This window comes from Streptomyces sp. NPDC052682 (assembly GCF_040678435.1).
In the GTDB taxonomy this organism is placed as follows: Bacteria; Actinomycetota; Actinomycetes; order Streptomycetales; family Streptomycetaceae; genus Streptomyces.
The window spans coordinates 237,104-262,474 of record NZ_JBFATS010000011.1; the positions used below are offsets into that span (position 1 = coordinate 237,104).

Below are 25,371 nucleotides of genomic sequence, written 5' to 3' on the forward strand. Positions count from 1 at the left end.
CAGGTCGCGGACCCCGCAGATCTTCGATCCTCCAGACTTCGAGAAAGATTCACAGACTCATGGCGAACTACACCGCCGCCGACGTCAAGAAGCTCCGCGAGCTCACGGGCGCCGGCATGATGGACTGCAAGAAGGCGCTGGACGAGGCCGAGGGCAACGTCGAGAAGGCCGTCGAGGCGCTGCGCATCAAGGGCCAGAAGGGCGTCGCCAAGCGCGAGGGCCGCTCCGCCGAGAACGGTGCCGTCGTCTCGATCATCGCCGACGACAACTCCTCCGGTGTCCTGGTCGAGCTGAAGTGCGAGACCGACTTCGTCGCCAAGGGCGAGAAGTTCCAGGCCGTCGCCAACGCCATCGCCGAGCACGTCGCCAAGACCTCCCCGGCCGACATCGAGGCCCTGCTCGCCTCCGAGATCGAGCCCGGCAAGACCGTCCAGGCGTTCGTGGACGAGGCCAACGCCAACCTCGGTGAGAAGATCGTCCTGGACCGCTTCGCGCAGTTCTCCGACGGCTACGTGACGGCGTACATGCACCGCACGATGCCCGACCTGCCCCCGCAGATCGGTGTCCTCGTCGAGCTCGACAAGCCGAACGCCGAGGTCGCCAAGGGCGTCGCCCAGCACATCGCCGCCTTCGCGCCGAAGTACCTCTCCAAGGAGGACGTCCCGGCCGACGTCGTCGAGGCCGAGCGCCGCATCGCCGAGGAGACCACCCGCGCCGAGGGCAAGCCCGAGGCCGCCCTGCCGAAGATCGTCGAGGGTCGCCTCAACGGCTTCTTCAAGGACGCCACCCTGCTGGGCCAGCCGTACGCGCTCGACAACAAGAAGTCCGTCCAGAAGGTGCTGGACGAGGCCGGTGTCACCCTGAAGCGCTTCACGCGCATCAAGGTCGGCATCTGAGTCCGTACCCGACGGGCGCGCGACCCCGATAGGGTCGGGGGCAGTCGTTCGGGTACCCGGTCACGCACACGCGCGTGCCCGACGACAGCAGATCTGACGAGGAGGCCATTGCCGCATGGGATGCGAAACACGCCCCACCGGCAATGGCCTTCTTCGTATGTGCAACACGTGAAAGAGGCGGGATCCCCATGACCACGAAGGCCCAGAAGAGCGACGACGGCAAAGTATCCGGCCGGTTTCTGCTGAAGCTGTCCGGCGAGGCCTTCTCCGGTGGCGGGGGCCTGGGAGTCGACCCCGACGTGGTGCACAAGATCGCCCGTGAGATCGCCGCCGTCGTCCGGGACGGCGCGCAGATCGCGGTCGTCATCGGCGGCGGCAACTTCTTCCGCGGCGCCGAACTCCAGCAGCGCGGCATGGACCGGGCCCGCTCCGACTACATGGGCATGCTCGGCACCGTGATGAACTGCCTCGCCCTGCAGGACTTCCTGGAGAAGGAGGGCGTCGACTGCCGCGTGCAGACCGCGATCACCATGGGGCAGGTCGCCGAGCCGTACATCCCGCTGCGCGCCGTACGGCACCTGGAGAAGGGCCGCGTGGTCATCTTCGGCGCCGGTATGGGCATGCCGTACTTCTCCACCGACACCACCGCCGCCCAGCGCGCCCTGGAGATCGACGCCGAGGCGCTGCTGATGGGCAAGAACGGTGTCGACGGGGTCTACGACTCCGACCCCAAGACCAACCCCGACGCCGTGAAGTTCGACCACCTCGGCTACGGCGAGGTCATCACGCGCGACCTGAAGGTCGCCGACGCCACGGCCATCACGCTGTGCCGCGACAACAATCTCCCGATCGTGGTCTTCGAGCTTCTGGCGGAGGGCAATATCGCGCGTGCCGTCAAGGGTGAGAAGATCGGCACGCTGGTGGGTGACCAGGGCAGCCGGGACTGACCGGATGAACCACACCGTCCTGGGGACAGGTGACCGTGGGGCGTCCGCCTCCCGGACACCCGTCCACGGGGCGCCCGTCCACCGGACGCCACCTGTCCGGGGGACGGACGGGACGGAGCCGGGCCGGGGGATGGACAATGTCCTGCCGGTCGGGAACCGTGCAGGAAGAAGACGCGACGCAGCCGGCCGTTGTCCCGAACCGCAGCCGGGCCTACTCAAGACACGCAGGAGCAAGTGGTGATCGAAGAGACCCTCCTCGAGGCCGAGGAGAAGATGGAGAAGGCCGTCGTGGTCGCCAAGGAGGACTTCGCCGCGATCCGTACCGGCCGTGCGCACCCGGCGATGTTCAACAAGATCGTGGCCGACTACTACGGTGCGCCGACGCCGATCAACCAGCTGGCCTCGTTCTCCGTGCCCGAGCCGCGCATGGCCGTGGTGACGCCCTTCGACAAGAGCGCGCTGCGCAACATCGAGCAGGCGATCCGCGACTCCGACCTGGGCGTCAACCCGAGCAACGACGGCAACATCATCCGGGTGGTGTTCCCCGAGCTCACCGAGGAGCGCCGCCGCGAGTACATCAAGGTCGCGCGCCACAAGGGCGAGGAGGCCAAGATCTCCATTCGCTCGGTCCGCCGCAAGGCCAAGGACGCCATCGACAAGCTGATCAAGGACGGCGAGGTCGGCGAGGACGAGGGCCGCCGTGCGGAGAAGGACCTCGACGACCTGACGGCGAAGTACGTCGCCCAGGTCGACGAGCTCCTCAAGCACAAGGAAGCGGAGCTGCTCGAGGTCTGATGAACGACTCTTCCTGGGGCGCGCCGCCACACACCGGGTACTGGGGACCCCCCGGCGAGGGCCCCGCGCAGGGGGCTGCCCCGGCGGGTCCCGCGTACGATGCGCGAGACGCGCAGCAGACTCGCCCCATGTCCATCGTGCCCGACGTACCCGATCACGGCGGAGACCAGGATGACGACCGGGGGGCCGCTCGGCTGGGCGGCCCTCTGTTCCGAGACGAGCGGAACTCGGACGAGCGGAATCCAGACGAGCGGAATCCGGAGCCCATGCCCGACGCGTCGCAGCCGGCGCCGAAGCCGCAGAAGAAGAGCGCGGGGCGCGATCTGAGCGCCGCGATAGGGGTCGGTGTCGGGCTCGGCGCGGTGATCGTCGCGTCGCTGTTCATCGTCAAGGCCGTGTTCGTCGGCGTCATCGCGGTCGCCGTCGTGGTGGGCCTGTGGGAGCTGACCAAGCGGCTCCAGGAGCGCAAGGGCATCCGCGCGCCCCTCGTACCGCTCGCGCTGGGCGGTGCGGCGATGGTCGTCGCCGGGTACGTCCGCGGCGCCGAGGGCGCGTGGGTCGCCATGGGGCTCACGGCGCTGGCCGTGCTCGTCTGGCGGATGACGGAACCGCCGGAGAACTACCTCAAGGACGTCACCGCGGGCGTGTTCGCCGCGTTCTATGTGCCGTTCCTGGCGACGTTCGTGGCGATGATGCTCACCGCCGACGACGGGCCGCGCCGCGTTCTGACGTTCCTGCTGCTGACCGTGGTCAGCGACACCGGCGCGTACGCGGTCGGCTGGCGGTTTGGCAAGCACAAGCTCGCGCCGCGCATCAGCCCCGGCAAGACCCGCGAGGGTCTGATCGGCGCGGTGGCCTTCGCGATGGTCGTGGGCGCGCTGTGCATGGAGTTCGTGATCGACGACGGGGTCTGGTGGCAGGGCCTGCTGCTGGGCCTGGCCGTCGCGGCCAGCGCCACGCTGGGCGACCTCGGCGAGTCCATGATCAAGCGGGACCTCGGCATCAAGGACATGGGGACGCTGCTCCCCGGACACGGCGGCATCATGGACCGCCTGGACTCCTTGCTGCCGACGGCTCCGGTGGTCTGGCTGCTGCTGGTGCTCTTCGTCGGATCGGGCTGAGCGACTCCCCCCGTCGGCAGAAGTCGAGCCCCCGTCCAGCACCGGACGGGGGCTCGACCCTTGCGGGATGCCCCGGCCCTCACCTGGTGAGACGATGTCAGGTGTACGCCGCACAAGGGGGCATCATGTCCGCCATCCGACAGAGCATCGATGTCGACCGCAGCCCTGAGGACGTCTACGCGTACGTCACGGACCCTCCCCGGATGCCGGAGTGGCAGCTGAGCGCGGTCTCCGCGGAGCGCCTCGAGGAGGGACCCTTCGGTGTCGGCTCCCGCGTCCGGGTCACCCGGCACGTGGGCCGCCGCACCATACCAATGATCATGGAGGTCACCGAGTACGACCCCCCGCACAGCTGGGGTATGAGGGGCGTGGACGGTCCCGTCCGGGCGCGCGTCCACGGTGAGATCGAACCGGTCGACGAGGGGCGCCGCTCCCATGTGACCATCGACATCGATCTCGAGGGCCACGGCCTCGGCAAGGTCCTGGTCCCCCTCGTCATGCGCCCGCAGGTCCGCAAGGAACTCCCGCGCAACGAACGGATCCTCAAGGACCGGCTGGAGCATCTCGGGCAGTGACGGCCACCGGGTCCTCCGGGGCGTCGGGGTCGGGCTCGGGTTCCCAGCGCAGCAGGTCTCCCGGCTGACACCGGAGTGCCTCGCACAGTGCGGCCAGGGTCGTGAAGCGCACCGCCTTGGCGCGGCCGTTCTTGAGGACGGCGAGATTGGCGGGCGTGATGCCGACGCGCTCGGCGAGTTCGCCCACGGACATCTTCCGTCGGGCGAGCATCACGTCGATGTCGACGACGATCGGCATCAGATCACCCCGGCCAGCTCGGCCCGCATCCGCGCGGCCTCGACATCGCGTGCGACGGCCTGGGCGAGCAGCATCCGCAGCACCAGCACGATGAGCGCGACCCCGCCGACGGCCAGGGACACCCCGCACACCAGCAGGACGATCCCCGGGGCGACGGCCTCACCCGGCGCGAGGACGACGGCGAGCGCGAACACCAGCACGGCGGCGGCCACCATCGCGCCGATCACGATGTTGACGTAACGGAAGGCCCCGTACGAGAACACCGTGCCGCGCCGCACCATCGTCACCAGCCGCCAGACACAGACCAGGACGACCTGGGCGGTCACCACCCCCAGCACGATGATCGTCAGAACCGGGGTACGCAGGTGCGCGACCTCGGCGTCCAGCCCCCGCATGTCGACGGCCAACAGCGGCACCATCACCGCCTGCACGAACACCGAGCCGGCGAGCAGCACCACGAGGACGGCACGCAGCGCGAGCACTGTCAGGTTTCCCATCGCCTCTCCTTCTGTCGCGGGGCGTGTGGTCCATCGTCCCACGATGCTTTTCTATCGAAAGTCGATAGATGCGGCAAGGGGATGCCGGGCCCCAGGTCACGTCGCCCGATCTGTGACAGAGGGGAGTAGCCCACTGCATGTGCCCAACGCCGGTTCGACGCGGCCACGCAGCTCGTCGGAGATGCCACCCGGTCTGGAGGGCGCAAGCCCCGAGTTCCTGACGCTTTACGGGACGCTGTTCCTCGCAGGCCCCAGGACACCGGCCCGAGCGGAGGGCCGTGCGACGATCCAAGGCTTCCTCGCGGAGGCCGAACGGGCAGCGCAGCCGCCTCGGAACCGACACCAACCACGTGTGGATCGCTGCCGGGTCGACGAACGGGGCTATCCACCGAGTGGCCACCGCGGCAGAAGTGGGCAGGTACGAAGCCACTACCTTGCGCGTGAGCTTGTCCTCACCTGGGTCCGGAACCAGAAAGGCCGGCCGAGCCGCAGCCTGGCGGACCTGGCCAAGAGGCTGCATGTCGTCTGAGCTGGGTACCCTCGGCTGCATGGCGCCCAATGCACAGGAAGCGCAGATGGCGCACCCGCGTATGGCAGCGGGTGCGCTCTTCTTTGATGCCGCCGGGCGGGTCCTCATGGTCGAGCCCTCCTACAAGGACTACCGGGAGATCCCTGGCGGGTACGTCGAGACCGGCGAGTCTCCGTTGCATGCCGCCATCCGTGAGGTCCAGGAGGAGCTGGGCATCACACCGCCCATCGTGCGTCTGCTCGCGGTCGACTGGGCTCCGAACGAGGCCGAGGGTGACAAGGTGCTGTACCTGTTCGACGGCGGCCAGCTCAGCCAGGAGGACCTGGCAGCGATCACCTTGCAGCCCGAGGAGTTGAAAAGCTTCGCGTTCCTCTCCTCGGAGCAGATCACCACGCGAACGATCCCCCGACTGGCCCGACGCATCCTTGCGGCGGCCGAGGCCCGCAACGAAGCTGCGCCGGTCTACCTGGAACACGGGCGCAGGCCCGGCAGCGAGGCAGGATGACCACGCCACGCAGCATGAGCCGAGAGGAAGGCATCCGCCTTGTCCAACGGCTCATGGACGCCGACTACGCCGACGAGGCGGAAGGCGACGAGATCCTGGCCGCACTTGAACGAGGTCTCGTTTGCCCACACATCAGTGACTACATCTTCTGGGAGTCCGACCCCCGACTGACGGCTGAGAAGATCGTGGACCGAGCACCGGCCTACCAGCCGTTCGCCCTGTGATCAGACGTCGTGTAATCGAGGCGCGGTAAGAGTTTCCCTACGTCTATCAAGCCCGCGCACGGCGCGGGTGCGCGCCGCCTTTTCGGCGGGGCCGCCGCTCTGTCTTCGCCAGCGGCGGCCCCGCCCGGCGGCGCGCCGGCGGCAGCGGGCATTACAGCGGGATCGTGCTCACCGTAGCTAGCTGGCAAGACAGACGGTGGTTCTCACTCGCCTCTCGTGTCTGTGGCAGGACATGATGTCCGATCCGTAGGTGAGTGTGTAGCTGCGTGACAACGCCCACGCACGCAGACCAGGGGACCTGACAGCAGGTCAGAGCCACGCCAGCCCAAGGTCAACCGCCCACCCAAGTTGCTTCGGGACGAAGAGGTCGTTCCGTTAGGGTGCGCCGCATGACCAACGATGCCCCGGCCTGTCCCGAGTGCAGCAAACCCATGGAGTCCGGCGGCCTGGTGCTCTCCGAGCGGGAGGACGACGGCCGTCGGACCTGCCGGTCGCTGTGGCGGTGTGCCGATCAGCACGTCTGGTGGAGCTGGACAGACCGGCCGGACGAACCGTTGGAGGTCTGCCCGGTACCGGGGCTGTTCCGCTGACATGCGGTGCTCACGGACGTTGCCGCCGACGGCAGTGACGGCAGCGCTGACGGCAACGACGGCGGACGGCAGCGGCGCTCGGCAGCCCGGCGCGGTAGCGGCACAGGACGATCGGACCGGCTCACCAAGGCGTGCCCGCATCTTCTAAGCACCGGTCCCAAGGCGTCATGATCTACCGATGGATGAGTACGCCTGGCCCACGGGCTCTGAAGCGCCGGCCGCTGATGCGGTCCGGTCGAACTGGGCGGCAACCGTCGCGGCCCTGCCTGTAGGAAGCCGAATCACCGGCGAGGTCATCGGTCGCCAGCCCTTCGGGGTCTTCATCTGTATAGACGGCGTGCCGAACGCCATAACGCTGGCAGAGATCACAGCCATGCCCCACGGGATGGACCTCCCGGCCCTTGGGGCCTTCGTCAGCGGGGAGGTTATCTGGCATGTCGCCCACAACCACCAGGTCAAGCTCCGGCTCGATGAGTGGCTCGCAGCCGACGAGTGATCTCCGCTGGGCCGTCTCTGGGCCGTCCGAGGCCGCTCAGTGCCGACCGACGACGACTACTGACGACCGTCGTAGCGAGCGACAGCCCCAGGTCACCCGATTGGATCTGCGACACTGGTTGAGCCATGCCTAAGCCCGGAGAACTCACTTTCGTCGCCCCGCGCGGAGCCAAGAAGCCGCCGCGGCATCTCGCCGATCTCACGCCCGCCGAGCGCAAGGAGGCGGTCGTCGCGGTCGGTGAGAAGCCGTTTCGTGCCAAGCAGCTCTCGCAGCACTACTTCGCGCGGTACGCGCACGACCCGGAGCAGTGGACCGACATCCCGGCCGGCTCGCGGGACCGGCTGCGCGAGGCGCTGCTGCCCGAGCTGATGACGGTCGTGCGGCATCTGTCGACCGACCAGGGCACCACCCGCAAGACGCTGTGGCGGCTTTTCGACGGCACGCTCGTCGAGTCGGTGCTCATGAGGTACCCGGACCGGGTGACCATGTGCATCAGCTCGCAGGCCGGGTGCGGTATGAACTGCCCGTTCTGTGCCACCGGGCAGGCCGGGCTCGACCGGAACCTGTCCACCGCCGAGATCGTGCACCAGATCGTCGACGGGATGCGCGCCCTGCGCGACGGTGAGGTGCCGGGCGGTCCGGCGCGGCTGTCCAACATCGTGTTCATGGGCATGGGGGAGCCGCTCGCCAACTACAACCGGGTCGTGGGGGCCATCCGGCGCCTGACCGACCCGGAGCCGGACGGGCTCGGGCTGTCGCAGCGCGGCATCACCGTCTCGACGGTCGGTCTCGTGCCGGCCATCCACCGGTTCGCCGACGAGGGCTTCAAGTGCCGGCTCGCCATCTCGCTGCACGCGCCCGACGACGAGCTGCGCGACACCCTCGTCCCGGTGAACACGCGGTGGAAGGTGCGTGAGGTGCTGGACGCCGGGTTCGAGTACACCGCCAAGTCCGGGCGGCGGCTGTCCATCGAGTACGCGCTGATCCGGGACATCAACGACCAGGCGTGGCGCGGCGACCGGCTCGGCCGGCTGCTCAAGGGCAGGCCCGTGCACGTCAACCTGATCCCGCTGAACCCGACGCCGGGCTCCCAGTGGACCGCCTCCCGGCCCGAGGACGAGAAGGCCTTCGTGGAGGCGATCGCCGCCCATGGTGTGCCGGTGACGATCCGGGACACCCGGGGCCAGGAGATCGACGGGGCCTGTGGTCAGCTCGCCGCGAGCGAGCGGTAGTCTGACCGGCGTAAGTACCGTGTAAGGACGCGGGTGAGGACATCCGCGTACGAACATCCACGCAAGAACATCTGCATATTCCGACAGGGGAGCGCCACAGCGCTGAGAGTGCGGCGACCGGCCGCAGACCCTCTGAACCTCGCCCAGGTCATTCTGGGTAGGGAGATCGGTCATCACTCGAGCTGTTGCGCCCTGCTCGGGACATCCGCCAAGGGGTCCCGGGCAGGGCCGCGTCTCTTCCTGGTCCCTCCAGGAGGAATCCAGTGAGCATCACCAAGAAGCGGTTCACGGCCGTGGTCGTCGGGCTGGGCATGGTCGGCGGCCTCGCCGCGTGCGGGTCGTCCGAGGGCGGCGGCCAGGGGGCCGGGACCGAGTCCCGGACGGTGACCCTGGTCAGCCACGACTCGTGGGCCGCCTCCAAGAAGGTCATCGCCGCGTTCGAGGAGGAGTCCGGCTACAAGGTCAGGGTCCTCAAGAGCGGCGACGCCGGGCAGGCCGTCAACAAGGCCATCCTGACCAAGGACAACCCGCAGGGCGACGTCTTCTTCGGCGTCGACAACACCCTGCTCTCCCGGGCGCTCGACAACGGGCTGTTCCAGCCGTACGAGGCGAAGGGCGCGGACCGGATCAAGCCCGAGTACCGCGTCGATGAGGACAAGCACCGGGTCACGCCCATCGACACCGGCGACATCTGCGTCAACTACGACAAGAAGTACTTCGCCGACCACAAGCTCCAGCCGCCGCGGAGCTTCGACGACCTCGTCAAGCCCCAGTACAGGAACCTCCTCGTCACCGAGAACGCCTCGACCTCCTCGCCCGGCCTGGGCTTCCTGCTCGGCACCGCCGCCAGGTACGGGGACGGGGGCTGGCAGGGCTACTGGAAGAAGCTCAAGGCCAACGGCGTGAAGGTCGTCGACGGCTGGGAGCAGGCCTACTACGAGGAGTTCTCCGGCTCCTCCAGCGGCAAGAAGGCGAAGGCCGACCGGCCGCTGGTGGTGTCGTACGCCTCCTCGCCGCCCGCCGAGGTCGTCTTCGCCGACCCGCGGCCGAAGACCGCGCCGACCGGGGTGGCCGACGGCACCTGCTTCCGGCAGATCGAGTACGCGGGGCTGCTGGCCAACGCCAAGAACACCAAGGGCGGCAAGGCGCTCCTCGACTTCCTGATCAGCAGGCGGTTCCAGGAGGACATGCCGCTCAACATGTTCGTCTACCCGGTGCTCGAGGGCGCTCAGGTGCCGCAGGAGTTCCTGACGTACGGACCGCAGGCGAAGGATCCCCAGACCATGGACCCGGCGAAGATCGCCGGCCACCGTGACGAGTGGGTCAAGTCGTGGACGTCACTCGTACTGAAGTAACCGGCCGGATCAGGGGCGCGGGGGCGCGGCTCGGGCTGATGGCCGTGCCCGTCGCGTTCTTCGCGGTCTTCTTCGCCTACCCCGTCGCCGCGATCGTCGTGCGCGGCCTGAAGCTCGACGGGGTCTGGCGGATCGGCCGGATCGGGGACGTGGCGGCGCAGCCGGACATCCGGCACGTGCTGTGGTTCACCACCTGGCAGGCGCTCGTCTCCACCGCGCTCACCCTGCTGCTGGCGCTCCCCGGCGCGTATGTCTTCGCGCGCTTGGAGTTCCGGGGCAAGCAGATCCTGCGGGCGGTGGTGACCGTCCCGTTCGTGCTGCCGACCGTCGTGGTCGGTACGGCGTTCCTGGCGCTGGTCGGGCGCGGCGGACTGCTCGACGAGCTGTGGGGCGTACGGCTCGACACCACCGTATGGGCGATCCTGCTCGCGCACGTCTTCTTCAACTACGCGGTCGTGGTCCGGACGGTCGGCGGGCTGTGGGGGCAGCTGGACCCGCGGCAGGAGGAGGCCGCACGGATGCTCGGCGCCTCCCCGCTGAAGGCCTGGCGGCAGGTCACCCTGCCCGCGCTCGCGCCCGCCGTGGCCGCCGCCGCGCTGATGGTCTTCCTGTTCACCTTCACCTCCTTCGGCGTGGTGCAGATCCTCGGCGGGCCCACCTTCTCCACGCTCGAGGTGGAGATCTACCGGCAGACCTCGGAGCTCTTCGACCTGTCCACGGCGGCCGTGCTCACGCTGATCCAGTTCGTCGCGGTCGGGCTGATCCTCGCCCTGCATGCCTGGACCGTACGGCGCCGGGAGACCGCGCTGCGGCTGGTGGACGCCTCCGTGACCGCGCGGCGGCCCCGCGGAGCCGGGCAGTGGGCGGTGCTGGCCGGGGTGCTGGGCACGGTCGTGGTGCTGCTCGTGCTGCCGCTGGCCGTGCTGGTCCAGCGGTCCCTGGACGCGCCCGGCTTCGGCTACTACCGGGCGCTGACCCGGCAGGACGGGGGCACCTTCCTCGTCCCGCCGATCGCCGCGATCGGCGCCTCCCTGCAGTACGCCGTCGCCGCCACCGCCATCGCCGTCGTGATCGGCGGTCTCGCCGCAGCGGCCCTGGCCCGCCGGGACGCGGGGCGGCTGGTGCGCGGGTTCGACGCGCTGCTGATGCTGCCGCTCGGGGTGTCCGCGGTGACCGTCGGTTTCGGCTTCCTGATCGCTCTCGACCAGCCGCCGCTGGATCTGCGGTCGTCCTGGATCCTGGTGCCGCTGGCGCAGGCGCTGGTCGGGGTGCCCTTCGTCGTCCGGACCATGCTGCCGGTGCTGCGGGCGGTGGACGTGCGGCTGCGGGAGGCCGCGGCCGTGCTCGGGGCGTCGCCGTGGCGGGTGTGGCGGGAGGTGGACCTGCCGATGGTGCGGCGGGCGCTGCTGGTCGCCGCCGGGTTCGCCTTCGCGGTGTCGCTCGGGGAGTTCGGGGCGACGGTGTTCATCGCACGGCCCGACAACCCGACGCTGCCGGTGGCGGTCGCCCGGCTGCTGGGGCGGCCCGGGGACCTCAACTACGGGCAGGCGATGGCCCTGTCCACGATATTGATGATCGTGTGCGCGGTGGCGCTGCTGGTGCTGGAGCGGCTGCGGACCGACCGGACCGGGGAGTTCTGATGCTGCTGAGCCTGGCCGGCGCGACCGTCCGCTTCGGCGGGCGGGCCGTGCTCGACGCGGTCGATCTGGAGGTGGCCGAGCACGAGATCGTGTGTGTGCTCGGGCCCAGCGGCAGCGGCAAGTCCACGCTGCTGCGGGTGGTGGCCGGGCTGCAGCCCCTGGACTCCGGGCGGGTGCTGCTCGGCGGACGCGACCAGGCGGGCGTGCCCGCGCACCGGCGCGGCGTCGGGCTGATGTTCCAGGACCACCAGCTGTTCCCGCAGCGGGACGTGGCCGGCAACGTCGCCTTCGGGCTGCGCATGCGCGGCGCCTCGCGGTCCGAACAGACCGAGCGTGTACGGGAGTTGCTGGACCTGGTCGGACTGCCGGGCGCCGGGCGGCGGGCCGTCGCCGCGCTGTCCGGCGGTGAGCAGCAGCGGGTGGCCCTGGCCCGGGCGCTGGCCCCCAGCCCCCGGCTGCTGATGCTCGACGAGCCGCTCGGGCAGCTCGACCGGTCGCTCAGGGAACGGCTCGTCGTGGAACTCCGGGAGCTGTTCGGCCGGCTGGGCACCACCGTCCTGGCCGTCACCCACGACCAGGGCGAGGCCTTCGCGCTCGCCGACCGGGTCGTGGTGATGCGGGAGGGGCGGATCGCCCAGTCGGGGACGCCGCTGGAGGTGTGGCAGCGGCCGGCCGACGCGTTCGTGGCCCGGTTCCTCGGCTTCGAGAACGTGGTCGAGGCGACGGTGGGCGAGGGGGCCGCGGTCACCCCGTGGGGCAAGGTGCCCGTCCCGCAGGGCGCCGCGCAGGGGCAGCGGACGCTGCTGGTGCGCCCCGCCGGGGTACGGCTGGTCCCCGCGGGCGAGGGCCTGCTGCGCTGCACGGTGACCGCCCGCACCTTCAAGGGCACCCACGTCGCCGTCCACCTCCAGCCCGAGGACGCCCCGCGCCTGGAGGCGGCCTGCGCGCTGCGGGACGCACCGGAGGTGGGGGACGAGGTCGAGGTGGAGTTCGACGCCGCCGAAATCGCCGTGCTGGGATGACACGCAAGAGGGCCCGCCCCCTCGTGGTACAGGGACGGGCCGGAGGCAGGATGCCGGGCGTCAGCGGTCGCTGCTCGCCCCGCGGCGGCGCATGCCGAAGAACACCGCGCCGCCGCCGATCACGACCAGGGCGGCCGCGATACCGGCGATGATCCCGGTGTTGGAGTTCGCGCCGGTCTCGGCGAGGTTGGACTCACCGACCGCGGGCGACGGGGCGTTGTCCGCGGGGGCGGCGGCCGTGCTCGTGCTCTGCGACGGCGACGGCGACGCGGCCGGGGTGCCGCTCTCCTCGGCCGGGGTGGAGGCGGACTCGGAGGGGGCCGGCTTGCTGGGCTCGGCCGGCGGCGCCGGGGGCTTGCCGTTCTCCTTCTTGCAGGCCGTCGCCGGGGTGACGAGGTTCGGCTCGATGTCGTCGTCGACGTAGCCGGCGGCCTTGACGTGCACGCGGTACTCGGCGTTCGGCTTCCAGTCCTCGTCGAAGGTGACGGTGACACCCTCGGACGAACCCTTGACCACCTGCTCGCCGACCTTCTTGGCGTCAGCCCCGTGGTTCTCCAGGTAGACGGTGACGGTCGCCGGGACACCGGTGGGGTCCACGTCGGTGACGGTGATGACGCCCTTGGCGCCGTCGCACTTCGCCTCGGCGGAGAACTCGCTGATGTCGCAGGCGAAGGCGTTGCCGGCGGCACCGAGCGCCAGCGCCGCGGAGGCGGAGGCGACACCGAGGGCGCGCAGGGAGCGCGCAACCGTACGGTGGGACGCAGGACGACGGAATATGGACAGGACTGCCACGTTTGTCCTTTACAGGATGCGCAAATGCGGGGGGTGAAGGGAGTGTTGACATCGCATCAGCACTCCCCAGAGGCTCACAGGTCTATAAGCGCCGCATAAGTAGTGTCAACGTGAGACGGGACAGCAAGCGCTGGCTTTGCCTTCTTATTAACCGCCGAGACGTTTCAGCTCCGCCGGTGCCTCCTCGATCCGGTCGACCAGCGCGATCCGCGCCTGCATCGACCGTCCCCGGGCGAGCGACTGGAGCAGCGGCCAGGTGGGCAGCTTCCGCGTCCAGTGGTCCCGGTCCACCAGCACCATCGGCGTGGGCTCGCCGCGCGACTCGTAGTAGTTCGGCGTCGCGTTGTCGAAGATCTCCTGCACGGTGCCGGCCGCGCCCGGCAGGAACACCACGCCCGCGGTGCAGCGGGCCAGCAGGCCGTCCTCGCGGGTGGCGTTGGCGAAGTACTTGGCGATGTGCGAGGCGAACGGGTTCGGCGGCTCGTGGCCGTAGAACCAGGTCGGGATGCCCACGGACGTGCCGCCCTTCGGCCAGCGGTCGCGCACCTCGAACGCGGCGCGCGCCCAGTCGGTGACCGACGGCGTGAACGAGGGGGCCTTGGCCAGCAGCGGCAGTGCCTCGTCCAGCATCCCGTCGTCGAACGTGGCCGCGTACGCACCGAGGTTGGCGGCCTCCATCGCCCCCGGACCGCCGCCCGTGGCGACGGTGAACCCGGCGCGGGCGAGCTCCCGGCCCAGCCGTGCGGCACCGGCGTAGGCCTCGGTGCCGCGCGCCATCGCGTGGCCGCCCATCACCCCCACCACCCGTGCGCCGGACAGGAGTTCGTCCAGCGCGTCCGAGACGGAGTCGTCGTGGATCGCGCGCAGCATGGAGGCGTAGATGTCCCCGTCGGCCTTGGTCCGCTGGAACCAGGCGTACGCGCGGGCGTCGGGCGTGGCCTCGTAACCGCCGTCCGCCAGTGCGGCGAAGAGCTCGTCGGGGGAGTAGACCAGGCCCCGGTACGGATCGAAGGGCAGGTCCGGTATCGGCGGGAAGACCAGCGCGCCGTCCGCGCGGATCTTCGCGGCGGCGTCCTCCCGCATCGCGCAGCCGAGGAAGACGGCGCCCGCCGTGTCGGTGGTGAGCAGTTCGCGCGTACGGTCCGTCAGATCGACGGCCTGGACGCGGAAACCGGCGAGTGTGCCGCGCACCGCGACGGTCGCGTCGAACTCCTGGAGCGTCTCGATCTCATGGTCGTCGTGGTGGGCCGCATGGGCGGGCATCGTCTGCACCCGCCCATGCTAGGCACACCCGCACAGCCGGCCTCAGCCCTGGACGGCCTCGGGGCTCATCCACGCGACCTCCCACGTGTGGCCGTCGAGGTCGTCGAAGGAGCGGCCGTACATGAAGCCCAGGTCCTGCACCTTCTCCGAGGCGGTGCCGCCCGCGGCGACGGCCTTGTCCACCAGCTCGTCCACCGCCTCACGGCTCTCGGCGCTCAGGCAGATCAGCACCTCGCTGGTCCGCGTGGCGTCCGCGATCTCCTTGTCGGTGAACGTCGCGTAGAACGGCTTGGTCAGCAGCATCGCCACGATGGTGTCGCTGATCACGACGCAGGCCCCGTTCTCGTCGCTGAACTGCGGGTTGATCGAGTAGCCGAGCTCCGTGAAGAACTTCTTCGACGCGTCGAGGTCGTTCACGGGCAGGTTCACGAAGATCATCTGCTGGTACGTCGTCGAGGTCATCGCCGTCTCTCCCATCGGGCACTGTCCTGTGCGGTTCGGTGAGGTAGACCGGGCACCGGCGCGGAACTCATCGGCGTGCGCGGACATTTCTTCCCGGCGGCTCTCAGCGGGCCGGCGGCAGCGCCGCCAGCCGGGCGACGACCAGGGTGAGCGGACCGAACCAGACGAGCAGCGCGCCGGCCCGCAGGGCGGCGGCGGCGCGCAGCGTCGCCGCGGGCGCGCCCATCCGCAGCAGCGCGGCCGTGGTCTCGGCGCGGGCCTGCCGGGCCTCGACGGCGGCCGTCAGCAGCGTGGCCAGGGTGCAGCCGCACACCAGCAGCGCGCCGAGGGCGGTGAGCGGGCCGAACGACGGGCCGCCCGCCGCGGACAGCGAGGCCAGGGCGTACGTGGCCCCCGCCACCGCGCAGACCACGCCGAGGGGGCGGCCGATCCGGGTGGCCTCCGTCATCAGGACGCGACCGGCCAGCAGCCGCAGCGCGCCCGGGCGCACCGCCTGGAGCAGCCGCCCGCACAGGTGGACCAGGCCCGGACCGGCCAGGGCGAGACCGAGGGCGGTGAGGGCCCAGCCGGCCAGGACACCGGGATGGCCGCCGGGCGGGGTGGCGGCGGTGCGGCCCGCGTACGTCTCGACGGCCAGCCCGGCGGCCAGCACGGCGATGCTCCAGGGCAGGCCGCCGGGTGGGGCGGTGGGGACGTCGTCGGCCGCCGCGGTGAGCGGCGCCGCCGTGCCGGGGCCGGCCGCGGAACCCGGTTGGGGCGGGCTGCCGTTGGCCGTGGCCGGCGGGTGGGGCGCGGTGGCGTGCGGCGCGGTGGGTGCCGCCGCGGCGGTACGGCCGCCCGCGGGCTCGGTGACCAGGTGGTGGCCGAAGCGGGCGTACGCCTCGAACGTCTCCGGCGCGCTCTCCAGGCGGTACGCCCCGAACCGGCCGAGGCGCCGGGCCGGGCCGCGCGCGGCCGGCGGCGTGGCCTCGCGGGGCCGCAGCACCACCGCCACCGTCACCGAGGCGATCACTGGCACCACCGTCAGCAGGGTCAGCGCGGCGGGCACCGGCAGCGGCCGGCCCGCGGCGAGGAAGCCGGCGGCGGCGCCGTCGAACGGCATGCCCGTCAGGTCGCCGCGCAGGTGCAGGAAGACCAGCAGGGCCAGCATCGAGCCCAGCGTGCACGACAGGGCCGTCGTGGTCGCGGAGACCGCCATCAGGCGGGCGGGGCCCAGACCGATCGCCGACAGGCCGGGGCGGGGTGCCGTACCCGGGTCGGTGCGGGCCACCGCCACCGCGAGGTGCACCGTGGCGGCCAGCGGGGGCGCGCACCAGGCCAGGCGCAGGAAGGAGGCGCCGGGGGAGCCCGGGTGGGCGATCGCGTAACCGAGCGCGCTCAGCAGCAGGAAGCCCGTGCCCGCCGACGCGGCCGCCACCAGCAGGCGGCGCAGCTGGACGGCGGGGTGGGCACCGCGCGTCAGGCGGAGAGCGAGCACGTGGCCCGGCCTTCCGTGTCCGTGGCGGGGGGCAGGTGCACGGTCCTCACGCGCCGCCCGTCCAGCAGCGCCACCGTCCGGTCGGCCAGGTCGGCGGTCTGCGGGTCGTGGGTGGCCAGGACGACCGTGATGCCGTGCGAGCGGGCCGCCGTGGTGAGGGTGCGCAGCACGTGGGTGCACTCGGCGCGGTGCAGGGGCGCGGTGGGCTCGTCGGCGAACAGGACCGAGGGCGCGCCGGCCAGGGCCCGGGCGATGCACACGCGCTGCCGTTCGGCCTGCGTCAGCTCCTGCGGGCGCCGGCGGGACCGGTCGCCGACGTCCAGGCGCTCCAGCCACTCCAGGGCGGCCCTCTTGGCGCGGCGGCGGCTGGTGCCGCGCAGCATCAGGGGCAGGGCGGCGTTCTCCCAGGCGTTGAGCTCCGGGACGAGCGCGGGAGCCGGGTCGATCCAGCCGAAGCGGTCGCGGCGCAGCCGTTCCCTGGTCAGCGGGCCCATGGTGTGCACGGGCACGCTGTTGAACCACACCTCGCCGCGCCGGACGGGCACCTGGCCGGACAGGCAGCGCAGCAGGGTCGTCTTGCCGCTGCCGCGTGGGCCGCTGACGGCGAGGATCTCCCCCTCCCGGACGCCGAGCGAGACACCGCTGAGCGCGGGCGAGCCGTCGGGGTGCTGGTAGTGCAGGGCGCGTGCCCACAGCACGTCGTTGTCCGGCGGGGCCTCCATGGGCGTACACCTCGGTTCAGATCCGTAGTTCCCGTGCCGTTCCCCCGTACGGGGGAACGAAGGCGGGGCCGATCGGTTACCAGGGCACGCTAAGGAGCCGGAGCGGCGATGCCGGACAGCACGCGGCCCGGGGCGCGCCCTTCTCACTCCTACGGGCGCGCCCCGTGCGTATAAGCGGCTGAACCGCCGGGGCTAGAGCTTGGTCCAGGCCTCCGACAGGGTCGCGCGCAGGATCTGCTCGATCTCGTCGAAGGTCGCCTGGTCGGCGATCAGCGGCGGGGCGAGCTGGACGACCGGGTCGCCGCGGTCGTCGGCGCGGCAGTACAGGCCGTTCTCGAACAGCTTCTTGGACAGGAACCCGTACAGGACGCGCTCGGTCTCCTCGGCGTCGAAGGACTCCTTGGTCGCCTTGTCCTTGACCAGCTCGATGCCGTAGAAGAAGCCGTTGCCGCGCACGTCGCCCACGATCGGCAGGTCGTGCAGCTTCTCCAGCGTCGCGCGGAAGGCGTCCTCGTGGTCCAGGACGTGCTGGTTGAGGCCCTCGCGCTCGAACAGGTCGAGGTTGGCCAGGCCCACTGCGGCGGAGACCGGGTGGCCGCCGAAGGTGTAGCCGTGCAGGAAGGTGTTGTCGCCCTTGTAGAAGGGTTCGGCCAGCCGGTCGGAGACGATGCAGGCGCCTATGGGGGAGTAGCCCGAGGTCATGCCCTTGGCGCAGGTGATCATGTCCGGTATGTAGCCGAACTTGTCGCAGGCGAACATCGTGCCCAGGCGGCCGAAGGCGCAGATGACCTCGTCCGAGACGAGCAGGACGTCGTACTGGTCGCAGATCTCGCGGACCCGCTGGAAGTAGCCGGGCGGGGGCGGGAAGCAGCCGCCCGCGTTCTGCACCGGCTCCAGGAACACGGCCGCGACCGTGTCCGGGCCCTCGAAGAGGATCTGCTGCTCGATCTGGTCGGCGGCCCAGCGGCCGAAGGCCTCCGGGTCGTCGCCGTGGACCGGGGCGCGGTAGAGGTTGGTGTTGGGGACCTTGTGCGCGCCGGGGACGAGCGGTTCGAAGGGGGCCTTCAGGGCCGGCAGGCCCGTGATGGACAGGGCGCCCTGCGGGGTGCCGTGGTAGGCGACCGCACGTGAGATGACCTTGTGCTTGGTGGGCTTGCCGACCAGCTTGAAGTACTGCTTGGCGAGCTTCCAGGCGGTCTCCACCGCCTCACCGCCGCCCGTGGTGAAGAAGACCTTGTTGAGGTCGCCGGGCGCGTGGCCCGCGAGGCGCTCGGCGAGCTCGACGGCCTTCGGGTGGGCGTAGGACCACACCGGGAAGAACGCCAGCTCCTGCGCCTGCTTGAAGGCGGTCTCGGCGAGCTCGACCCGGCCGTGCCCGGCCTGGACCACGAACAGACCGGCCAGACCGTCGAGGTAGCGCCTGCCCTTGTCGTCGTAGATGTAGGTGCCCTCGCCGCGCACGATGGTGGGGACGGGGGCGTTCTCGTACGACGACATGCGCGTGAAGTGCATCCACAGGTGGTCGTACGCGGTCTGGGAGAGGTCCTTGCTCACGGCTATCGGGTTCCCCACATGTAGGTCTGCTTCTTCAGCTTGAGGTAGACGAAGCTCTCGGTGGAGCGCACTCCGGGGACGGCCCGGATGCGCTTGTTGATGACCTCCAGGAGGTGGTCGTCGTCCTCGCAGACGATCTCCACCATCAGGTCGAAGGACCCGGCGGTCATCACCACGTACTCGCACTCGGACATGGCGCTCAGCGCGTCGGCCACCGCCTCCACGTCCCCCTCGACGTTGACGCCGACCATCGCCTGCCGGCGGAAGCCCACGGTGAGCGGGTCCGTGACGGCGACGATCTGCATCACGCCCTGGTCGAGCAGCTTCTGCACGCGCTGGCGCACGGCCGCCTCGGACAGGCCCACCGCCTTGCCGATCGCGGCGTAGGGGCGCCGGCCGTCCTCCTGGAGCTGCTCGATGATGGCGAGGGAGACGGCGTCCAGCTGGGGACTGGAGCCGTTGCGGGACTCGCGGGAGTCCTTCGGTTCTGCGCTTCGACTGGCCACGGCCCCACTGTGCACGACGTCTCGACAGTTTCGCAAGGCTCGATCGATGAAATCCGTTGTTTACGAGCATGGAGCTTGCGGATTTCGCAGGAGCGGGGTGGCCGGGGGTGTTGAAAACGTCGGGGTACGGATTAGGGTGGGTGTCTCACAGGTTGGACAATCCCCAGGAGGGCCTGCAGTGAGCACCGAGCTGCGTCGGCTGCGCAACTACATCGGCGGTGAGTTCCGGGACGCCGCCGACGGACGGACCACCGAGGTGGTCAACCCCGCGACGGGCGAGGCGTACGCGACCGCTCCGCTGTCCGGGCAGGCGGACGTGGACGCCGCGATGGCGGCCGCCGCCGAGGCCTTCCCCGGCTGGCGGGACACCACCCCGGCCGAGCGTCAGAAGCGGCTGCTGAAGATCGCCGACGCCTTCGAGGAGCGCGCCGAGGAGCTGATCGCGGCCGAGGTGGAGAACACCGGCAAGCCGGTCGGGCTGACCCGCTCCGAGGAGATCCCGCCGATGATCGACCAGATCCGCTTCTTCGCGGGCGCGGCGCGGATGCTCGAGGGCCGGTCGGCCGGTGAGTACATGGAGGGGATGACCTCCATGATCCGCCGCGAGCCGGTCGGGGTCTGCGCGCAGGTCGCGCCGTGGAACTACCCGATGATGATGGCGGTGTGGAAGTTCGCCCCGGCGATCGCGGCCGGCAACACGGTCGTGCTGAAGCCGTCGGACACCACCCCGGCCTCCACGGTCCTGATCGCGGAGATCCTCGGCGAGATCCTGCCCAAGGGCGTCTTCAACGTCATCTGCGGCGACCGCGAGACCGGCCGCATGATGGTCGAGCACCCCGTCCCGGCGATGGCCTCCATCACCGGCTCGGTCCGGGCCGGTATGCAGGTCGCCGAGACCGCGTCCAAGGACCTCAAGCGCGTCCACCTGGAGCTCGGCGGCAAGGCCCCGGTCGTGGTCTTCGAGGACACCGACATCGCCAAGGCCGTCGAGGACATCGCGCTGGCGGGCTACTTCAACGCCGGGCAGGACTGTACGGCCGCCTGCCGCGTCCTGGTCCAGGAGGCGATCCACGACGAGTTCGTCTCCGCGCTCGCCAAGGCCGCCACCGAGATCAAGACCGGCATGCCGGACGACGAGGACGTGCTGTTCGGTCCGCTCAACAACCCCAACCAGCTCAAGCAGGTCGAGGGCTTCATCGAGCGGCTGCCCGCGCACGCGCGCGTGGAGGCCGGCGGCAAGCGGGTCGGCGACAAGGGCTACTTCTACGCGCCGACCGTCGTCTCCGGCGTCAGGCAGGACGACGAGATCATCCAGAGGGAGGTCTTCGGCCCGGTGATCACCGTGCAGTCCTTCTCGGACGAGGACCAGGCCGTGCAGTACGCCAACGGCGTCGAGTACGCGCTGGCCTCCTCGGTGTGGACCAAGGACCACGCGCGTGCCATGCGGATGTCCAAGAAGCTGGACTTCGGCTGCGTGTGGATCAACACCCACATCCCGCTGGTCGCCGAGATGCCGCACGGCGGCTTCAAGAAGTCCGGCTACGGCAAGGACCTGTCGGGCTACGGCTTCGAGGACTACACCCGGATCAAGCACGTGATGACGTCCCTGGACGCCTAGCCAGTACGGTCCGCGCGGCCCCGGAGGGATGCATTCCCGTCCGGGGCCGCCTGCGTGTGGGGCAGACTGCCACCCATGAACAATTCACCGGGTGATGAATCGGTGGGAGCGGCCGTGACGCTCGGGCTGCTGGCGGCCTGGGCCGTGCACGACGCCGAGGAGCTGGCCCTGGGGCCGCGCTGGATACGCGAGCACCTTCCCGAGCTGCGCGCCCGCTTCCCCGGCGCGCCCGACGGGCTCTGGCGGGCGCTGGAGGGCGTCGACGAGCGGGAGTTCGCCGTCGCGGTGGGCGTGATGGCCGCGGTGGTGGGCGCGGGGGCGGTCGCGGGGCGGCGCAGCGGGGGCCGTTCGGCCACGTACCAGGCCATGCTCAACGGCTTCGGGCTGCACGGGCTGGTGCACCTGGCCCAGGCCGCGGCCGTCCGTGGCCGTACGCCGGGGTCCGTGACCTCCGCGGCGGTGGTGATCCCGTTCAGCCTGTGGGCCCGGGGCCGCCTGCGGCGCGCCGGCGTGCTGCGGCCGGCGCGCCCGGCGGACGCCGTCCTCGGGCTCGGTCTGGCCACAGCGGCGGTCGTGGCGTCGCACACGGTGGCGCGGCGGTTCAGTCGCCGAAGTCACTGACGGGGGTGCTTTTGAACGCGTTCAAACAGGGGCGTACGCTGCCGCCATGAGCGACAGAGCCGCCCTGCTGAAGGGCATTCGCGCGTGGTTGGTCCTCTTCGTCGTCTGCCTGGTCCTCAGCGGGGCCACGGCCTTCCCCCTGGTCCACGAACTGCGCTGGACCGAGGACCTGCTGCGCGCGCTCTCGGCGGGCGAGTACCTGCCCGGACTGACGGAGTGGATCGGGCGGGTCCGGGCCGGCCTCGACGAGGCCGAGGCGCGGTACCCGTTCCTGCTGTACGGCACCGACTGGCTGGCCTTCGCGCACCTGGTGATCGCCGTCGCCTTCTACGGGCCGTACCGGGACCCGGTCCGCAACATCTGGGTCGTCGAGTTCGGGATGATCGCCTGCGCGGGCATCATCCCGCTCGCCCTGATCTGCGGACCGGTCCGGGGGATCCCCTTCTGGTGGTCGGTGATCGACATGTCCTTCGGGGTGGTCGGGGTGATCCCGCTGTACGTCGTACGGCAGAAGATCAAGCGGCTGGAGACGGTCAGCGCGCCCGCGGTGCCGGTGCCGGCGGCGTGAGCGCCGCCTGTGCGACCCGCTGGGCCACCGGGTTCATGCCCTGGCCCTTCGCGTCCGTGGTGTTGATGGAGTACACAAGGGTGCGGCTCAGATCCCGAGTCGCCGCGATCATGGTGCTGTATCCGTACCGGGCGCCGGTCTTGAGCCAGTAGACGGTGCCGTCGTACGTGTACTGCTGCAGTCCCGCGGACATCGTGGCGTCCTTGAGGCCCTCCGGCAGCGTGAACATCTCCTCCAGCTGCGGCTCGGGCACCAGGTCGCCGCGGAACAGGCGGGTCAGGAGCCGCTGCAGATCGGCCGTCGTGGAGATCATGCCGCCCGCCGCCTCGTCGGCCGGGATCCAGTCCGTGACGTCCACGAACTCCGTGCTGCCGTCGGGCTGCTGCACCACCTGGTAGCCGTGGTTGTGCGGGCCGCGGATGCGCGGGTCGGCGCCAGGGAAGTACGTGTTGCGCATCCCGGCGGGACCGAAGATCCGCCGGGCCGCCTCGTCGGCGTACGGGTGCCCCGTCACCTTCTCGATCAGCAGGCCGAGGAGCGTGTAGTTGATGTTCAGGTAGTGCTGCCGCTCGCCCGGGCGGAACTCCGGGCCCTTGGCCGCCGCGGACGCCACGACCTGGCGTGGCGTCAGGCGGTCGAAGCGGTGGGCGTACTGCTCCTCGAAGGAGTTCCCGAAGCCGTCCCCCGCCGGGATGCCGCTGGTGTGGTTCAGCAACTGCCGTACGGTGACGGGCCGGAAGTCCGGGCCGAGCAGTCCGGGCAGGTAGCGCTGGACCGGCGTGTTCAAGCCGACTCTGCCCTCCGCCGCGAGTTGCAGGACGACCGCGGCCGTGACGACCTTCGTCGTCGAACCGGCCCGGAACCTGGCGTGCGGATCCGCGGCCCGGCCGCTGTCCAGGTCGTGCACACCCGCGCTGCCGTGCCAGGTCCCGTCGCGCCCGCCGACCCGGACGAGCGCGGCCGTCGCGTCGTCGTTCGGCAGACCGGTGAGGGCTTCGCACAGGGCCTCGGCATTCGTTCCCTGCGCGCAGTGCCCGGCGGCGGGCGGGGCGGGCGAGGCGAACGCCGGAGCGGCCAGCGGGCCGGTGGCGAGGGCCACGGTGAGGGCGGCGGCGAGGAGGATGGTGCGGCGGCGAGCGCGCATCGAGTGGCTCCAGAGGGGATCGGTGAAGGGCGTGTGATCATCCTCCGGCCGTCCGCTCGCCCGCGGATCATCGCCGCGGAGGACGCCGCGCCCTGAGGTACCCCTGAGCAAGTCCCGTAGCGGGCAAGGGGATTGTCAGGGACGCCCCCTAGGGAGGAGGGGCGCGCCGCCGGGCGCGGGGAGAAAAAGTGTTATCCCCAAGGTCTTCACACCGTCTCCCCCTGTGATCCCCGGCATAGCCAGGATCCCCGCCCTCCCTGAGAGGGTGCGGGCGGAAGGTACGCGGACCGGCGGCGGAAGGACACCGTGGACAGTCAGGACTGGCGCTCCACCATCGCGGCGGCGCAGGCCGGTGACCGGCATGCGCTGGACGAGCTGGTCGCGGGCTGGCTGCCGCTGGTCTACAACATCGTCGGCCGCGCCCTGAACGGCCACGCCGACGTCGACGACGTCGTCCAGGAGACGATGCTGCGCGCCGTGGACCACCTCGGCGCGCTGCGCGACCCGGACAGCTTCCGGTCCTGGCTGGTGGCGATCGCCATGCGGCAGATCCGGGACCGGGCCCGGCGCAGGCCCGCCGACCGGCTGGAGGCCGCCGGGCAGGACGCCGCGCAGGCCGCCGACTTCGCCGACCTGACCGTGCTGCGCCTCCAGCTGGAGGGCCAGCGGCGCGAGGTCGCCGAAGCGGTGCGGTGGCTCGACGACGAGGACCGGCAGCTGCTGTCGCTGTGGTGGCTGGAGGTCGCCGGTCAGCTCACCCGGCGCGAACTGGCCGCCGCCGTCGGCATCACCCGGCAGCACGCCGCCGTCCGCGTCCAGCGCGTCAAGGAACGCCTGGAGACCGCGCGCGGCATCGTGCGCGCCCTGGACGGCGCCTGCCCGGAGCTGCGCGAGCTGACCGCCCGCTGGAACGGCCGCCCGGACTCGGTGTGGCGCAAGCGGCTGGCCCGGCACATCCGGGGCTGCGGCTACTGCGGCGACACCCGCGAGGCCGTCGTACCGGCCGAGCGCCTGCTCGCCGGCATCGCGCTCGTTCCGCTGCCCGCCGGCTTCACCCTGTCGCTCGCCTTCGGCGGCAAGACGGCGGTGGCCGCGACATCGGCGGGCTGGTCCGCCAAGCTGCTCGGCGCGCTGGCCACGCCGGCCGTCGCGGTGACGGCCGGCGCCACGCTCGTCGCGGGCGGCGCGTACGTCGTCACCCAGCCGCCCGACGCCCCGCCGCCGCGGGCGGCCACCCTCCCGACCGCCCGTGCGGTGCCACCGCCCTCGGCCTCCGCCCCGGCCCGCCCGTCGCCCTCTGCGCCGGTGACGAAGCAGGCCGGCCTGTACGGCACGGTCGTCGACACCGTCGACCGCGCGCCCGACCCGGACACCCGGCCCGCCGCCCTGCCCCACCGCCCCGAGTCCGGCGTCACCAGCACCGGCGGCCCGAAGGCCGTCATGCAGCACCGCGGCGACCGCGTGACGCTCAGCGGGCAGGGCTACGTCCTGGTGCGCTGGCAGATCTCGCCCAAGTACCGGCCCGGCGCGCTGGTCATGCCGGCCTGGACCGGCCTGAAGGGCAAGCTCTTCCACGTCGCCTCGGGCGGCGGCCGCCGCATGGACGACCCGCTGCCCGGCGCCCCCGGCGGCTACGCCACCGGCATGGGCGGCCCCGCCATCGGCTACGCCGTACTGCCCGCCGGCACCCAGCAGATGTGGCAGAACGAGTACTTCTACCTCGACGGCTCGGTCACCCTCACCCAGAACGAACGCGGCGCCGACTACGGCATCATCGTCTTCCCCACCGACTGGGCGGCGGTCGTCAAGGACATCACCACCGGCCCGCCCCAGGGAGCCCTCCGCTACGGGCTGGTCAGGGACACCGGCACCGACAGCGCTCCCGTCCCGCAGTACGTCACCCGGGCGACCCCGGCCGATCCGGCGACGGTGCCGCAGCGCTCGCGCGTGTAGCGGTGTGCGGCGGTCCTGGGCCGCCGGCA

27 protein-coding genes and 1 riboswitch are annotated in these 25,371 nt (G+C 71.1%); of the genes, 17 read left to right on the forward strand and 10 right to left on the reverse strand.

Going from position 1 to position 25,371, the window contains the following annotated elements; genetic code table 11:
* The first annotated feature begins 59 nt into the window (after positions 1-59).
* From tsf to AB0K80_RS19695, 5 genes are all read left to right on the forward strand, one after another.
* Positions 60-896: a translation elongation factor Ts gene (gene tsf, locus AB0K80_RS19675; RefSeq protein ID WP_365671229.1), complete on the forward strand. Its 837-nt coding sequence runs from the start codon at positions 60-62 to the stop codon at positions 894-896.
* Positions 897-1,084: 188 nt separating this feature from the next.
* On the forward strand, positions 1,085-1,843 hold the full coding sequence (gene pyrH / locus AB0K80_RS19680; RefSeq protein ID WP_365671231.1) for a UMP kinase: 759 nt from the start codon (positions 1,085-1,087) through the stop codon (positions 1,841-1,843).
* A gap of 237 nt (positions 1,844-2,080) precedes the next feature.
* Positions 2,081-2,638 (forward strand): ribosome recycling factor, encoded by a 558-nt coding sequence (frr, locus tag AB0K80_RS19685; RefSeq protein WP_365671233.1) that lies wholly within the window; start codon positions 2,081-2,083, stop codon positions 2,636-2,638.
* Positions 2,638-3,759, forward strand: a complete 1,122-nt coding sequence (locus AB0K80_RS19690) for a phosphatidate cytidylyltransferase (RefSeq protein ID WP_365671236.1) — start codon at positions 2,638-2,640, stop codon at positions 3,757-3,759. The genes frr and AB0K80_RS19690 overlap by 1 nt, the downstream gene beginning before the upstream one ends.
* A gap of 125 nt (positions 3,760-3,884) precedes the next feature.
* Positions 3,885-4,334, forward strand: a complete 450-nt coding sequence (locus tag AB0K80_RS19695) for an SRPBCC family protein (protein WP_365671239.1) — start codon at positions 3,885-3,887, stop codon at positions 4,332-4,334.
* Here the strand turns inward: AB0K80_RS19695 and AB0K80_RS19700 are convergent.
* Together AB0K80_RS19700 and AB0K80_RS19705 are read right to left on the reverse strand one after the other, a co-directional pair.
* Positions 4,303-4,572 (reverse strand): helix-turn-helix transcriptional regulator, encoded by a 270-nt coding sequence (locus tag AB0K80_RS19700; RefSeq protein ID WP_365671241.1) that lies wholly within the window; start codon positions 4,570-4,572, stop codon positions 4,303-4,305. The genes AB0K80_RS19695 and AB0K80_RS19700 overlap by 32 nt on opposite strands.
* Positions 4,572-5,069 carry a DUF2975 domain-containing protein gene (locus AB0K80_RS19705; protein ID WP_365671243.1) on the reverse strand — a complete coding sequence of 166 codons (498 nt, stop codon included), beginning with the start codon at positions 5,067-5,069 and terminating at the stop codon, positions 4,572-4,574. Before AB0K80_RS19705 ends, AB0K80_RS19700 begins: the two co-directional genes overlap by 1 nt.
* Positions 5,070-5,617: 548 nt before the next feature.
* On the opposite strand from AB0K80_RS19705, the gene AB0K80_RS19710 reads away from it, so the two are divergent.
* From AB0K80_RS19710 to AB0K80_RS19745, 8 genes are all read left to right on the forward strand, one after another.
* Positions 5,618-6,103: an NUDIX hydrolase gene (locus AB0K80_RS19710; protein ID WP_365671245.1), complete on the forward strand. Its 486-nt coding sequence runs from the start codon at positions 5,618-5,620 to the stop codon at positions 6,101-6,103.
* A complete protein-coding gene (locus AB0K80_RS19715; RefSeq protein ID WP_365671247.1) occupies positions 6,100-6,327 on the forward strand; it encodes an e9imm peptide in 228 nt (75 codons plus the stop codon). Before AB0K80_RS19710 ends, AB0K80_RS19715 begins: the two co-directional genes overlap by 4 nt.
* 389 nt (positions 6,328-6,716) lie before the next feature.
* On the forward strand, positions 6,717-6,917 hold the full coding sequence (locus tag AB0K80_RS19720; RefSeq protein ID WP_365671250.1) for a dehydrogenase: 201 nt from the start codon (positions 6,717-6,719) through the stop codon (positions 6,915-6,917).
* Between the two features lie 178 nt (positions 6,918-7,095).
* Complete coding sequence (locus tag AB0K80_RS19725; RefSeq protein ID WP_365671252.1) at positions 7,096-7,413, forward strand: hypothetical protein; 318 nt, start codon at positions 7,096-7,098, stop codon at positions 7,411-7,413.
* 125 nt (positions 7,414-7,538) lie between these two features.
* A complete protein-coding gene (gene rlmN, locus AB0K80_RS19730) occupies positions 7,539-8,645 on the forward strand; it encodes a 23S rRNA (adenine(2503)-C(2))-methyltransferase RlmN (RefSeq protein ID WP_365671255.1) in 1,107 nt (368 codons plus the stop codon).
* A 75-nt stretch (positions 8,646-8,720) separates the two neighbouring features.
* A riboswitch (TPP riboswitch) is annotated at positions 8,721-8,827 on the forward strand.
* Between the two features lie 81 nt (positions 8,828-8,908).
* On the forward strand, positions 8,909-10,000 hold the full coding sequence (locus AB0K80_RS19735; RefSeq protein WP_365671257.1) for a thiamine ABC transporter substrate-binding protein: 1,092 nt from the start codon (positions 8,909-8,911) through the stop codon (positions 9,998-10,000).
* Between the two features lie 38 nt (positions 10,001-10,038).
* Positions 10,039-11,640 (forward strand): iron ABC transporter permease, encoded by a 1,602-nt coding sequence (locus AB0K80_RS19740; protein WP_365671389.1) that lies wholly within the window; start codon positions 10,039-10,041, stop codon positions 11,638-11,640.
* Positions 11,640-12,662 carry an ABC transporter ATP-binding protein gene (locus tag AB0K80_RS19745; protein ID WP_365671259.1) on the forward strand — a complete coding sequence of 341 codons (1,023 nt, stop codon included), beginning with the start codon at positions 11,640-11,642 and terminating at the stop codon, positions 12,660-12,662. Before AB0K80_RS19740 ends, AB0K80_RS19745 begins: the two co-directional genes overlap by 1 nt.
* A gap of 60 nt (positions 12,663-12,722) precedes the next feature.
* Here the strand turns inward: AB0K80_RS19745 and AB0K80_RS19750 are convergent, their stop codons facing one another.
* The 7 genes from AB0K80_RS19750 to AB0K80_RS19780 form a co-directional block, all read right to left on the reverse strand.
* A complete protein-coding gene (locus AB0K80_RS19750; RefSeq protein WP_365671261.1) occupies positions 12,723-13,454 on the reverse strand; it encodes an LAETG motif-containing sortase-dependent surface protein in 732 nt (243 codons plus the stop codon).
* Positions 13,455-13,601: 147 nt separating this feature from the next.
* The gene (locus AB0K80_RS19755) at positions 13,602-14,726 is read right to left on the reverse strand and encodes an LOG family protein (protein WP_365671263.1); all 1,125 of its coding nucleotides are present in this window, start codon (positions 14,724-14,726) and stop codon (positions 13,602-13,604) included.
* Positions 14,727-14,759: 33 nt separating this feature from the next.
* The gene (locus AB0K80_RS19760; protein ID WP_365671265.1) at positions 14,760-15,179 is read right to left on the reverse strand and encodes a VOC family protein; all 420 of its coding nucleotides are present in this window, start codon (positions 15,177-15,179) and stop codon (positions 14,760-14,762) included.
* A gap of 103 nt (positions 15,180-15,282) precedes the next feature.
* Entirely contained in the window at positions 15,283-16,656 is a 1,374-nt protein-coding gene (locus AB0K80_RS19765; protein ID WP_365671267.1) for a hypothetical protein, read from the reverse strand.
* Positions 16,638-17,378 carry an ATP-binding cassette domain-containing protein gene (locus AB0K80_RS19770; protein WP_365671269.1) on the reverse strand — a complete coding sequence of 247 codons (741 nt, stop codon included), beginning with the start codon at positions 17,376-17,378 and terminating at the stop codon, positions 16,638-16,640. The genes AB0K80_RS19765 and AB0K80_RS19770 overlap by 19 nt, the downstream gene beginning before the upstream one ends.
* Positions 17,379-17,570: 192 nt before the next feature.
* A complete protein-coding gene (locus AB0K80_RS19775) occupies positions 17,571-18,950 on the reverse strand; it encodes an aspartate aminotransferase family protein (protein ID WP_365671271.1) in 1,380 nt (459 codons plus the stop codon).
* The gene (locus AB0K80_RS19780) at positions 18,935-19,453 is read right to left on the reverse strand and encodes an Lrp/AsnC family transcriptional regulator (RefSeq protein WP_365671273.1); all 519 of its coding nucleotides are present in this window, start codon (positions 19,451-19,453) and stop codon (positions 18,935-18,937) included. The genes AB0K80_RS19775 and AB0K80_RS19780 overlap by 16 nt, the downstream gene beginning before the upstream one ends.
* A 163-nt stretch (positions 19,454-19,616) precedes the next feature.
* Here AB0K80_RS19780 and AB0K80_RS19785 point away from each other — a divergent pair, with 163 nt between their 5' ends.
* The 3 genes from AB0K80_RS19785 (at position 19,617) to AB0K80_RS19795 (ending at position 22,245) form a co-directional block, all read left to right on the forward strand.
* The gene (locus tag AB0K80_RS19785) at positions 19,617-21,056 is read left to right on the forward strand and encodes a gamma-aminobutyraldehyde dehydrogenase (protein WP_365671275.1); all 1,440 of its coding nucleotides are present in this window, start codon (positions 19,617-19,619) and stop codon (positions 21,054-21,056) included.
* A gap of 75 nt (positions 21,057-21,131) precedes the next feature.
* Positions 21,132-21,677 carry an HXXEE domain-containing protein gene (locus AB0K80_RS19790; RefSeq protein ID WP_365671277.1) on the forward strand — a complete coding sequence of 182 codons (546 nt, stop codon included), beginning with the start codon at positions 21,132-21,134 and terminating at the stop codon, positions 21,675-21,677.
* Between the two features lie 46 nt (positions 21,678-21,723).
* Positions 21,724-22,245, forward strand: a complete 522-nt coding sequence (locus tag AB0K80_RS19795) for a hypothetical protein (protein ID WP_365671279.1) — start codon at positions 21,724-21,726, stop codon at positions 22,243-22,245.
* Here the strand turns inward: AB0K80_RS19795 and AB0K80_RS19800 are convergent.
* Positions 22,211-23,389 carry a serine hydrolase domain-containing protein gene (locus AB0K80_RS19800; protein ID WP_365671281.1) on the reverse strand — a complete coding sequence of 393 codons (1,179 nt, stop codon included), beginning with the start codon at positions 23,387-23,389 and terminating at the stop codon, positions 22,211-22,213. The two genes, AB0K80_RS19795 and AB0K80_RS19800, sit on opposite strands and share 35 nt — an antisense overlap.
* Positions 23,390-23,695: 306 nt before the next feature.
* Here AB0K80_RS19800 and AB0K80_RS19805 point away from each other — a divergent pair, with 306 nt between their 5' ends.
* On the forward strand, positions 23,696-25,342 hold the full coding sequence (locus AB0K80_RS19805) for a sigma-70 family RNA polymerase sigma factor (protein WP_365671283.1): 1,647 nt from the start codon (positions 23,696-23,698) through the stop codon (positions 25,340-25,342).
* The last annotated feature ends 29 nt before the right edge of the window (positions 25,343-25,371 follow it).